Origin of the sequence: Candidatus Enterococcus ikei (assembly GCF_017316105.1) — a bacterium.
Lineage (GTDB): Bacteria > Bacillota > Bacilli > Lactobacillales > Enterococcaceae > Enterococcus_L > Enterococcus_L ikei.
Window position 1 is genome coordinate 22,001 of record NZ_JAFLWD010000039.1, and the last position, 12,824, is coordinate 34,824.

11 protein-coding genes are annotated in these 12,824 nt (G+C 37.0%); all 11 read left to right on the forward strand.

The features are described 5' to 3' along the window. Positions 1-137 precede the first annotated feature (137 nt). The 11 genes from rpsN to JZO69_RS14550 all read left to right on the forward strand — a co-directional run bounded on the left by rpsN (position 138) and on the right by JZO69_RS14550 (position 12,685). Complete coding sequence (rpsN, locus tag JZO69_RS14500) at positions 138-407, forward strand: 30S ribosomal protein S14 (RefSeq protein ID WP_010771520.1); 270 nt, start codon at positions 138-140, stop codon at positions 405-407. A gap of 34 nt (positions 408-441) precedes the next feature. Then, complete coding sequence (locus JZO69_RS14505) at positions 442-582, forward strand: putative metal homeostasis protein (protein ID WP_179190492.1); 141 nt, start codon at positions 442-444, stop codon at positions 580-582. Between the two features lie 520 nt (positions 583-1,102). Further along, positions 1,103-2,179 (forward strand): Gfo/Idh/MocA family protein, encoded by a 1,077-nt coding sequence (locus JZO69_RS14510; protein WP_207113552.1) that lies wholly within the window; start codon positions 1,103-1,105, stop codon positions 2,177-2,179. Between the two features lie 319 nt (positions 2,180-2,498). Beyond that, positions 2,499-3,236 (forward strand): ThuA domain-containing protein, encoded by a 738-nt coding sequence (locus tag JZO69_RS14515; protein WP_207113553.1) that lies wholly within the window; start codon positions 2,499-2,501, stop codon positions 3,234-3,236. After that, complete coding sequence (locus JZO69_RS14520) at positions 3,233-4,201, forward strand: sugar phosphate isomerase/epimerase family protein (protein WP_207113554.1); 969 nt, start codon at positions 3,233-3,235, stop codon at positions 4,199-4,201. Before JZO69_RS14515 ends, JZO69_RS14520 begins: the two co-directional genes overlap by 4 nt. A 204-nt stretch (positions 4,202-4,405) precedes the next feature. Next, positions 4,406-5,440 (forward strand): Gfo/Idh/MocA family protein, encoded by a 1,035-nt coding sequence (locus JZO69_RS14525; protein ID WP_207113555.1) that lies wholly within the window; start codon positions 4,406-4,408, stop codon positions 5,438-5,440. 98 nt (positions 5,441-5,538) lie between these two features. Next, entirely contained in the window at positions 5,539-7,377 is a 1,839-nt protein-coding gene (locus JZO69_RS14530) for a sulfatase-like hydrolase/transferase (RefSeq protein WP_207113556.1), read from the forward strand. Positions 7,378-7,404: 27 nt separating this feature from the next. After that, positions 7,405-8,157 (forward strand): tRNA 2-thiocytidine biosynthesis TtcA family protein, encoded by a 753-nt coding sequence (locus JZO69_RS14535; RefSeq protein WP_207113557.1) that lies wholly within the window; start codon positions 7,405-7,407, stop codon positions 8,155-8,157. Between the two features lie 470 nt (positions 8,158-8,627). Further along, positions 8,628-11,339, forward strand: a complete 2,712-nt coding sequence (locus JZO69_RS14540) for a cation-translocating P-type ATPase (RefSeq protein ID WP_207113558.1) — start codon at positions 8,628-8,630, stop codon at positions 11,337-11,339. 175 nt (positions 11,340-11,514) lie between these two features. Continuing rightward, positions 11,515-12,102, forward strand: coding sequence for an ATP-dependent Clp protease proteolytic subunit (locus tag JZO69_RS14545; RefSeq protein ID WP_207113559.1), 588 nt, complete (start codon positions 11,515-11,517; stop codon positions 12,100-12,102). A gap of 148 nt (positions 12,103-12,250) precedes the next feature. After that, a complete protein-coding gene (locus JZO69_RS14550; protein WP_207113560.1) occupies positions 12,251-12,685 on the forward strand; it encodes a hypothetical protein in 435 nt (144 codons plus the stop codon). The last annotated feature ends 139 nt before the right edge of the window (positions 12,686-12,824 follow it).

The following is a 12,824-nucleotide window of genomic DNA, read 5'->3' on the forward strand; positions in this document are numbered from 1 at the left end:
ATAAATGAATGAAAACTATTGAATCTATGTGTATACATCAAATATTATAAAATAGCACTTGCATTTTATAATATTTGATGTTATTCTTATCACTCTTAAAATGTAATAATTACGATTTAGAAAGGGTGAAAGAAAAAATGGCTAAAAAATCAAAAATTGCCAAAGCAAAACAGCAACAAGCATTGATTGAAAAATACGCTGAACAACGCATTGAGCTAAAAGCCAACAAAGATTACGAAGCTTTAGCAAAATTACCAAAAGATTCAAACCCAAATCGCTTGAAAAATCGCGATTTGATCGACGGACGACCAAGAGCATATATGCGTAAATTCGGCATGTCACGAATTAATTTTAGAACGTTAGCACATCAAGGACAAATTCCTGGTGTTCATAAAGCAAGCTGGTAAAGAAACCGACAAATTGACGCAAAGAGGTGATTGGATGGAGAAACAAGATCTTTCAAGTGCACGCAGACGATTGAAGTGCAAGAATAGAAAAACAAGAAAACGAGCATTGAAAATCATTCAGCAATATAAACGGGAGCAAAGACATCGAGTGATGGCTTCTGGTAGTGTTGGCTGATTGGTTTACGAATCGAATAAAAAAATGAAGTTCTTCCTTTTTATTATAGAAGGGAAGAGCTTTTTTTGGTTTTGTTGAGGTTATTAGACTTGTAAAGTTTTTTTAATTTAGGCTGCTCCGTTTCTATTTATATGGTGTGACTAATTTTGAGAGATCGAAACTTTTTTCCATTGATTGTTAAGAACTGTTAAAGATCAGTTTGGTGTAAGGCGTTTGGTGATTTACAAGTAATGAAACTTCGCTCTCGTTGCTTGTTAAGAACTGTGTAACGTCAGTTTGGAATAAGGCGTTTGGTGATTCACAAGTAATGAAACTTCGCTCCCGTTGGTCGCCAAGTACTGTTCAACATCTATTCTGTCTACTTTGTAGCCAATCATAGTGTTTCACAGCAATATCCGGGAACTTTCCAACCGGAATCTAGGAAGAAAGCTCTTTCAAAGTTTTGTATAGTAATAATGTAGAAGTGGAACCGTTTTATTTTTCCACAAAATAATATAAGTAGATTACTGGAGGTTTTTGAATGACGTTGAAGGTCGGAATTATTGGTTGCGGCGGGATTGCAAATGGCAAACATTTGCCAGCACTTGCACAAGTAGAAGAAGTGGAAATGGTTGCTTTTTGTGATTTGATCAGTGAGAGAGCAGAGGAAGCAAAAATGCATTATGGAACGTTGACTGCTAAAACATTTACAAATTATCAAGAGATGCTTGAAGAAATGGATTTAGATGTGGTTCATGTTTGTACACCAAATAGTACACATGCAGAATTATCAATTGCTTCAATGGAAGCAGATTGTCATGTGATGTGTGAAAAGCCAATGGCAAAAACTTCTGCTGAGGCACGTAGTATGATCGAAGCAGCAAATAAAACAGGAAAAAAATTAACAATAGGCTATCAAAATCGTTTCCGAAAAAATTCGACTTATTTACATGAGATTTGTGAAGAAGGTGAGTTAGGTGAAGTTTACTTTGCCAAAGCACATGCCATTCGTCGTCGTGCAGTCCCAACTTGGGGTGTTTTTCTCGATGAAGAAGCACAAGGTGGCGGACCATTGATCGATATCGGGACGCATGCCTTGGATTTAACGTTGTGGATGATGGACAATTACAAACCAAAATATGTAGTAGGAAAAGCTTATCATAAATTAGCAGAGACGGAAAAGGCAGCCAATGCTTGGGGTTCTTGGGACCCTAAAAAGTTCACCGTTGAAGATTCAGCATTTGGTTTTATTATGATGGAAAATGGCGCAACGATTTTTCTAGAATCTAGCTGGGCATTGAATAGTTTAGATGTAAAAGAAGCCAAAACGACTCTTCACGGTACGAAAGGTGGAGCTGATATGAATAATGGCTTAACCATTAATGGAGAAGACCACAGCACACTTTTTGAGAAAAAAATCGAATTAGAACCTGGTGGTGTTGATTTTTACGATGGCGCTGGCGACAAACCAGAAGTTTTAGAAGCACAATCATGGATCGATGCAATCATCAATGACACAGAACCGATTGTTAAACCAGAACAAGCTTTAGTTGTAACAGAAATTCTTGAAGCCATTTACAAAGCATCAGAGACAAATCAGCCTGTATTTTTCAATTAAATCAAGATTATCTAGCTTCATGAGCCAGCATCTCGGAAAAAAGATAAAACCTGAATGTGACAAAAAACGTCACAGTCATGTTTTCCTATTTTTCGTCAATGCTAAACGGCCCATTCAGCTTTTAAATTATCTAGATTCATGGGCTAGTACTACGCTTTGCATCGATCACATCAATTCCTAAGAGCTAAAGCTCTAAGGATTGAAGGTCTCGGAAAAAAGATAAATTATAAATGACGCAAAAAGCGCCTCAGTCATAATTTCCTATTTTTCAATCGAGACTAAACGAGCCCGCTACGCTTTTAAATTAGGAGGAAAAAAGATGATCCAAGTCACAGTATGGAATGAATTCCGTCATGAGAAAACAGATGAAGCTGTAAAAAAAGTTTATCCAGAGGGCATTCATCAACAAATTGCTCGATTTTTAAAAGAAGATGATTTTTCGGTTCGAACGGCAACTTTAGACGAACCAGAACATGGTTTAACGCAAGACGTTCTAGCGAATACGGATGTCCTGATTTGGTGGGGACATGTGGCGCATCAAGAAGTTTCGGATGAAATCGTTCAACGGGTCTATCAATGTGTGTTGGAAGGCATGGGGCTAGTGGTTCTTCATTCAGGTCATATGTCGAAAATTTTTATGAAACTAATGGGCACCTCTTGCGATTTAAAATGGCGAGAAGCTGAAGAACATTGCCGGATTTGGACAGTTGCGCCAAGTCATCCGATCGTCGAAGGAATCGGCGAGTACATTGAACTAGAAAAAGAAGAAATGTACGGCGAACATTTTGATATCCCAACACCAGATGACTTGATTTTTATTAGCTGGTATCCTGGCGGAGAAGTTTTCCGCAGTGGTTGTACCTATCATCGTGGCAATGGAAAGATCTTTTACTTTCAGCCAGGGCATGAAACGTATCCTTCTTATTACAATAAAGAAATCCAAAAAGTCATTAAAAACGGCGCTCGTTGGTGTCAACCAACACAAAATGCTTATCCCAATTACGGGCACCACGAACCATTAGAATCTATTACGAACGAGAAAGGAACTAAACAATGAAATTAGGTGTATTTACTCCATTATTCAATAATTTAAGCTTTGAAGAAATGATTGATACTGTCTCAAAAGCAGGATTAGAAGCAGTTGAAATCGGAACAGGGGGTTCTCCTGGAAATGCGCATTTAGATATTGATAAGTTATTAGCAAGTTCAGATGCTAGAAAAGAGTATTTAGCAAAATTGGCTGATAAGGGCTTAACGATCAGTGCATTGAGCTGTCATAATAATCCGATTTCTCCACTAAAAGAAACTGCCCAAGAAGCAGACCAACTATTACAAAAAACAATCAAATTAGCTTCTTTAATGAATGTATCAGTAGTCAATGGTTTTTCTGGTGTTTCAGGAGGAAACTCAACCGATACACAAGTCAATTGGCCTGTTTTGCCTTGGCCGACTGAATATGATAATAACTACAATTACCAATGGGAAAAGAAATTGATCCCTTATTGGAAAAATATCAATACGATCGCAGAAGATGCAGGGGTGAAAATCGGGATCGAACTGCATGGCGGCTTCTTATGCCATACACCTTATACGATGTTGAAACTCCGTGAAGCAACGGGCAACGCAATCGGCTGTAATTTAGATCCAAGTCATTTATGGTGGCAAGGCATTGATCCAGTAGCAGCAGTGAAAATTTTAGGTGAAGCGGGTGCAATCCACCATTTCCACGCTAAAGATACGTATTTAGATCAAGACAACATCAATATGCATGGACTGACGGATATGCAACCATATGGAAACGTTAAAACACGTGCATGGACGTTCCGTTCAGTTGGGTGTGGTCATGATCTGAAAGTCTGGTCAGATATTATTAGTGCACTTAGAATTTACGGATACGATTATGTTTTGAGTATTGAACATGAAGACCCGATCATGTCGACAGAAGAAGGCTTGAACAGAGCGATTACTAATTTGAAAAGTATTATGATCAAAGAACAACCTACGGAAATGTGGTGGGTGTAATCAAAAGCTGAACGAACTCGTTCAGCTCTTGAGCAAATTAGGAAATTTTTTCAAAGACACTTTTTATCTTTGAAGAAAATTTGTCTATTTTCCGAAAGAGCTAGTTCGTGAAGCTGGATGTCAAAGAGAAGAATACGACAGTTTCTGACCAACTCTTTCACCATCCAAAATCAATCATCCTCAATAATAGAAAGGACTCAAAAAATGACAGCAATCAACTTTGCCGTAATCGGCTACGGCGGTATGGGTTCCTACCATATCCATAACATTATGCCCAACGAAAACGAACGAATCCACGTCGTCGGAACCTACGATATTTCCGGCGAGCGTCAAAAAATTTCCAGCCAACACAATCATAAAATATACACTTCACTGGAAGAAGTATTAACAGATGAAACCATCGAAGCCGTTTTGATCGCTACACCTAATGACTCACATAAAGACTTAGCAATCAAAGCATTAAATGCAGGAAAACACGTTGTCTGCGAAAAACCAGTCACAATGAATGTAGAAGAATTAGATGAAATATTAAAAGTGGCCAAAGAAACAGGTAAAACCTTTATGGTCCACCAAAACCGCCGTTGGGACCCAGATTTTCTAATCACTAGAGAACTCTATAAAAATCAACAAATCGGAGAATTATTCCAAATCGAAACCCGTGTACAAGGCGCAAACGGAATTCCCGGCGATTGGCGTCATGAATTAAAACATGGCGGCGGAATGCTTTTAGACTGGGGTGTCCATTTACTAGATCAGCTATTATTTTTAGTCGATAGTCGGATTGAAAAAGTATCAGCCGATTTAAGCTATATTTTAGGAGATGAAGTAGATGATGGGTTTATCACATACATTATTTTTGAAAATGGTATCCGAGCAATCATAGAAGTTGGAACAACGAATTATACAAAACTCCCACGTTGGTATTTAAAAGGAACCCAAGGAACAGCTGTCATTCATGATTGGGATTTATCAGGCGAAATGGTCATTGAATCAGGGAAGAAAAACATCCAAGCACCAAAACCAATCCAAGCAGGTGTAGGTTTAACTAAAACCATGGCACCACCGTCAGAAGAAGCAACAGAAACCTTACCATTGCCAAAAGCTTCAGCTGAATATGATACATTCTATAAAAATTTCTACAAAGTTGTTAGAGAACAAGCTGAACCTGTGGTTAAAAATGAAGAAGTCCGTAAAGTAATGGTTCTGATCGAGGAAATTTTTAAAGCAGCTAAAAGATAACTCAAAGTAAAGCTCTTCAATGCAGGAGCTTTACTTTTTTTTCGTCTAAGCATAAAATATTAAGGGACGTATTTAAGAGAGAGAAAAAGGAGAATTTTGTGAAAAAAAAATTACAATTATTCAAGAAAAAACCAGTCAAGTATACACTGATCGTGATTGGATTACTGTTGTTGGTTTTGATCAGTAATCTATATTTACAATGGTGCCAAAATGAATTATCGTTGGATTTAATCTTCAAGTTTGCTTTTTCATGGCATACAGAAAAATTTATTTTAGGTAGTGTAGTCTTGCTGATATTTTTACTATTTCTATGTAGTTTGGCAGGATCATTAGCTTTAGGTAGCTTACTTTATGCAATCACGATCGGAATCTTAGGATTCGCCGATTATCAAAAAATGTTTTACCGCTCGGAGCCGATTTATCCTGATGATTTAAAAATGATCACTGAGTTTGGTTTACTAAGAGAAATGATTGGAACAATTCCCTTTTTAATTATTCTACTCGTTGCAGCTGTTGGTTTGTTCTTCTTTGGACGAGCAATCTATAAAAGTCGGATGTTATCGAAAAAAATGCAAATTGTCCGTATCTCGGGTTTTGTTGTGACACTCGCTTTATTGATGTATGTTAGTAATTTTAACAGTCAAAATAATTTGTTGAGAAAAGCCTATGATCGAACGGCACTTTGGATTCCATACAGCCAAAAAATGAATTACTACAATACAGGATTTATGGGTGGCTTTTTATATAATTTAAAGGTAGAAGCGATGGACAAACCAGAGAATTATTCTAAAAAAACGATCGAAGAAATTACCAATAAATATACTAAAAAAATAAAAGAGATAAATACTAACGCACAAGAAGAACAACCAAACATTATTTTCGTGATGAGTGAAAGCTTTTCTGATCCGCAGAATTTAACGGGTGTAACAGCTGATAAAGATCCTTTAAAAGACTATTATGACATCGCCAAAACAACGTATAGCGGTAAAATGTTATCGCAAAATTACGGTGGTGGAACGGCCAATATTGAATTTGAAGCACTAACTAGTTTTTCAATGGAGTTGTTCAATCCGCAAATGACGACGCCCTATACCATGCTAATTCCAAAAATGACCGAAATTCCATCGATCGTTTCACTGTTAAAAGGCCAAGACTATCAAGCAACCGCTATTCATCCCTATAATACTTCGATGTACAAGCGTAAAGATGTTTATAAAACATTAGGTTTTGATCAATTTATCAGTGAAGATACAATGACTTACAAAGAAAAATTACAAAAGAATCCGTATATCTCAGATGAATCTGCCTATAAAGAAGTGTTGGATTTGCTAGAGAATGATGGTGATCCACAATTTATCCATCTAGTAACGATGCAAACCCATATGCCATATAGCGATAAATATACTAAGTCAGAGTATTCTTCTCAAAGTCTAGGCAATAAAAAGGCGATCGATAGTTATATGCAAGATGTTGCGTATAGCAGTGAAGCCTTGAAACAATTTACGACAGCTTTAAAAGATGTAAAACGACGAACACTGGTTGTTTTCTGGGGAGATCATTTACCAAGTATCTATTCAGATGAAATCAAAGCAGACAACGATGAAGTCCGCATGCATGAAACGGAATTTCTAATGTATGATAATCAAGGGAAGCTTTCTGAAAAAAATAATCATAATGCGATTAGTAGTCCCTTTTATTTTGCACCAAAATTGTTCGATCAAAGTGGGATGAAATTGACAGGTTTTTATCAATTACTAACTGAGTTAGAAAAAGAAGTTCCAGCTTTTGAAAAAGGTTTCTATTATATAGACAAACAATGGACTGAAACACTTTCTCTAAATAAAGGACAGGAAGAATTATATGAAGATTATCGCTTGATTCAATACGACATTGTTTCCGGCGAAAAATATAGTTTGAAAACCGAATTTTTCAAGTGAATCTATTGATCAAAAAAGGAGTAACTAATGAGTTTTAAAAAGAAAGATAATCAAACGTATTACAATCCTATTCGCCGAGCTATTTTGAATCATCAACTGATTCAAGAAGGAGACAAAGTAGCGATTGGGATGAGTGGTGGTAAAGACAGTACAAGCTTATTGTATTTTCTAGATATGATCAGCAAACAAAAACGTTTAGGCTTCGAATTTGAAATTGTTCCAATTACTTTAGCTATGGGATTTGATATGGATATCACACCGTTGCAGGAATTTGTGGAAGGCTTAGGATATGAATTGGATGTTGTGCCAACGAATATTGCCCAAGTTGTGTTTGATATTCGGGAAGAACGCTCACCCTGTTCGTTATGTGCCAAGCTTCGTCGAGGAATTTTATATAAGCGAGCCAAAGAAATCGGTTGTAACAAAGTCGCTTTAGGTCATCACTTAGATGATGCAATCGAAACGTATTTTATGAACTTTCTATTCCACGGTCAAATGGCTAGTTTTGAACCAACTAGCTATTTATCAAAAACCGATATTACGCTTATTCGACCATTACTTTATCTTGAAGAAAAACAGATTATTCAGTTTGTTCAACGAGAAGAATTACCTGTGATTTTCAATCCCTGTCCCGTTGATAAGAAAACCAAACGAGAAGAAATCAAACATCTCGTAAGTGAATTAGCACAAAGTTACCCTGATATCAGAGAGAAATTCATTATGGGAATGGAACAAGGCCAGTTTGAAAATTTCTGGACGAAATCAATGAATCAGGAGTGAAGGTTACTTTTCTAGTAGAACTCATCGCACCCCGACTGCTCAGTAATATTTGGGCAGTCGAGGTGTTTTACTGTCTTAAAAGGGGCAGTAAAAAAAGCCTTCTATCAAATAACGTAAGCCTTTTTCAAACCAAACAGAAATTTTTCTGAAAATCAATACGATTTCATTTGAAAAACACTAAAAGAACAGGTATAATTAATTCATCAATAATAGTTGGTGAAGGACTTGTCCGTCACCAGGTTATTATTTCATGAGGGAGTAACTGGCGGCGCTAGCTGCGGCAACATCACCAACTCCGAAAGAAATTTCTGGTGTTGTCTTAAACGGTGAGACTTATGTATGTTCTATTTAGCATACAGAGGTCTATTTTTTTTCGTTTTTGCTACGAACATTAAGTCCAAAAACGTGTTCGTTTCGCTATTATGAAGTAAAATAGATTAAAGTAGCTGTAAATTATGAGGAGGAAGAACATGTCAGAAGAAAAAAAGGTTCAACTATCTGAAGCATTTTACACGCAGTCAGATGAAGAGGTCTTACAAAAGTTTGATACGACAGTTGAAGGATTGTCAGATCAAGAAGCCAAAAAAAGGTTAGAGAGTTACGGCGCCAATGCATTAGATGAAGGGAAAAAGAAATCGATTGTTGTAAAATTCTTTGAACAGTTTAAAGATTTTATGATTATTGTATTGTTATTTGCGGCTGTGATTTCAGCAGTTTTTTCAGGTGATTTTGTTGATTCTATCATCATTTTACTTGTAGTTATTTTAAATGCGATCTTCGGTGTGATTCAAGAAGCGAAAGCAGAACAAGCAATCGAAGCTTTGAAGGAAATGTCTTCACCAAATGCGAATATTCGTCGTGATGGTCATGTGATCAACGTTAAAAGTGATGAATTAGTCCCAGGAGATATCGTTTTATTAGAAGCTGGAGATGTTGTGCCAGCAGATTTACGTTTATTAGAAGCAGCTAGTTTAAAAATCGAAGAAGCAGCTTTGACTGGTGAATCTGTACCAGTTGAAAAAGAAGCAATCGTTTTAGAAGGAACATCTGATGATATCGGCATTGGTGATCGTATCAATATGGCGTATTCCAACAGTAACGTTACTTATGGCCGTGGAATCGGTGTGGTTGTCGGAACTGGAATGAACACAGAAGTCGGTAAAATCGCCGGTATGTTAGCCAACGAAAAAGAAACAGAAACACCACTAAAACAAAACTTAAACCAATTAGGTAAAATGTTGACGATCGCAATCTTAGTGATCGCAGCTGTAATGTTCGTTGTCGGTATGATGAACGGACGCACATGGATCGATATGTTATTAACGTCTATCTCATTAGCCGTTGCAGCGATTCCAGAAGGATTACCTGCAATCGTAACGATTATTTTAGCATTAGGTACACAAAAAATGGCGAAGAAAAATGCGATCGTCCGCAAACTACCTGCTGTTGAAACACTAGGTAGCACAGACATTATCTGTTCAGATAAAACTGGGACGTTAACATTAAACCAAATGACCGTTGAAGCTCTATACACAGATAACGAAGTAAAACCTGCAACAGATGCCGTTGCAATGGATAATATGGCATTGAAAATCATGAACTATACAAATGATACAAAAATTGCACAGGACGGTTCATTGATCGGTGATCCAACCGAAACAGCCCTTGTCCAATATGGTTTAGACCACGATTTCAACGTAACCGAAAAAGTGGCGGCTGAACCTCGTGTCGCTGAAATTCCATTTGACTCAGATCGTAAATTAATGACAACTGTTCACCAATTAGCAGACGGAAAATTCCTAGTTGCAGTAAAAGGTGCACCAGATGAATTATTAAAACGTTGTAAACAAGTTTTATTAAACGGTCAAACACCAGCAATGGATGACACACAACGTCAAGAAATTTTAACGACTAATACTAAATTAGCCAAACAAGCCCTACGTGTTTTAGGTATGGCTTACAAAATCGTAGATGCAGTTCCAGCTGAAATGGATTCTGATTTGGTTGAAAAAGACTTAGTATTCGCTGGACTTGTCGGCATGATCGATCCAGAACGTAAAGAAGCCGCAGAAGCCGTTAAAGTTGCCAAAGAAGCGGGTATTCGTCCAATCATGATCACAGGTGACCACAAAGATACAGCAGAAGCAATCGCTGCTCGTCTTGGTATCATCAAAGAAGGCGACGACGATGCTGTTATTACAGGTGCTGAACTAAACGAATTATCTGATGAAGCATTTGCTAAAGTGGTTGAACATTATTCCGTTTATGCTCGTGTTTCTCCTGAACATAAAGTTCGTATCGTTAAAGCATGGCAGCAAGAAGGTAAAGTTGTAGCCATGACAGGTGACGGTGTGAACGATGCTCCAGCATTGAAAGCAGCCGACATCGGTATTGGGATGGGGATCACTGGTACAGAAGTATCAAAAGGTGCCTCTGATATGGTCTTAGCGGATGATAACTTCTCGACAATTATCGTGGCAGTTGAAGAAGGGCGAAAAGTCTTCTCAAATATCCAAAAAACGATTCAATATCTACTTTCTGCCAACTTAGGGGAAGTATTAACACTATTTATCGCAACAATGTTAGCTTGGGATACCTTATTACCTGTTCACTTATTGTGGATCAACTTAGTAACGGATACCTTCCCGGCAATCGCTTTAGGCGTAGAACCTGCTGAACGTGATGTAATGAGCCATGCTCCTCGTGGAAAGAAATCAAACTTCTTCTCTGGCGGTGTCTTGAGCAGTGTCATTTATCAAGGGATCACACAAGGTGCCTTGACTCTGATTGTCTATAAAATGGCGATCGAATTCCCTGCACATACGGCGGCAAATATGCCAAACTTATCTGCAACAGCCTTGTATGACTTACAACATGGCGATGCGTTGACAATGGCTTTTGCAACATTAGGTTTGATCCAATTGTTCCATGCATTTAACGTAAAATCTATTTACCAATCAATCTTTAAAGTTGGCTTGTTCAGAAACAAATCATTCAACTGGGCAATTTTAGTATCGTTCTTATTACTAGCAGCAACGATTCTAATTCCAGGATTCAATGACTTGTTCAGCGTAACTTCGTTAGACGGTTACCAATGGGCAATCGTTGCCGGAACATCATTTGCGATTATCCCAATCGTTGAGATTGTAAAATTTGTTCAACGTAGAATGGGTAAGAGCTAAAACTAGTTAAGATGGAAACAGAAATGTGTCTGAGGATGCATTTCTGTTTTTTTGTAGAAAAATACCAAAAAAATATATTTTTTAAGGTCAAAACAAGTCAAAAAAGTGGACAAATTTTCAGATTGCGGTATTATTAATATAGATATTTAGCTTTAAAATATGGAGGTTAGTAGTTATGAACTATTTAGATGAAAATGAAGAGACAGAAGAAAAACAACAACCAAATGCGTTTATGAAAAAACTTTTTGAAGAACGAACAATTTTGATTTATGGTGAAATCAATCAAGACCTAGCAAGAGAAGTAACATCTCAACTGCTTTTACTAGCAGCTATGGGCGATGAGCCAATCAAGATTTTCATTAATAGCCAAGGCGGACACGTTGAAGCAGGAGACACGATCCATGATATGATCAAATTTGTGAAACCAGAAGTAATTGTGATCGGAACTGGCTGGGTAGCCAGTGCTGGAATTACGATTTATTTAGCTGCTGAAGCGAAGAATCGTTATAGCTTGCCAAATACTCGTTATATGATCCATCAACCTGCTGGCGGCGTTCAAGGACAAAGCACAGAGATTCAGATTGAAGCCAAAGAAATTATTCGCATGCGTGAACGTGTGAATCGTTTGATTGCTGAAGCGACAGGTCAAACATACGAAAAAATCGCAAAAGACACAGACCGCAATTTCTGGATGTCAGCTGACGAAGCCAAAGATTACGGAATGATTTCTAAGATCATCAAAACAAGTGATGAAATTAAATAAACATGTTAAAAGCTGCAGACAATATTTTTGTTTGTAGCTTTTATTCTTAAAAATCAGCAGGAAGTTGTCATTTTGCAGATTCTGCTTGTCATGTACCTATGAAAAAGTGTAAAATTGAGTGATTACTAAAAGAAAGTAGGAAAGAATTGTGAAACCAAATTTAGGCTATTATGTACAAAACATCAATGATATCGTAAAAGAGACAGAAGAAGTCGGCGAAAAAATGAATGATTACTACGAAGAAGTTCGTAAGGCAATCGACGAAGGCAAGGCTACAGATCTAGCACCAGAAAGAATTGCTGAGATCCAACATATTTTCCAAGATGGAACAAAAGAATATACAATTATGTTGGAAAAAGTGACTCAATTACGACCACCCGCAAGAGTTATGGGTATCCATAAAAAATTCGAACGCTCTTACATCGAATATTTAGCTGGATGTAATGAAATGATTTTATCTTTGGACCCAGAAAAAGGGATCGATGTTGATTTATTCAACAAGTCAGAAGAAAAGCAAGATAAAGCGACAGATGATATTTCATTCGCAATTACACGAATGAGCAATCTTTTATTGAAAAAATGAAAAAATAAATGAAAAGTTGACAAAAAAAAGTAGGGTTTCATTTTATTTTAATGTTATTTTTAGTAGACAAAAAAAATAATCTGTTGTATTATTAATTCATACCAACAACAACCTTTTTATTTTTCATTTTACTCTTATT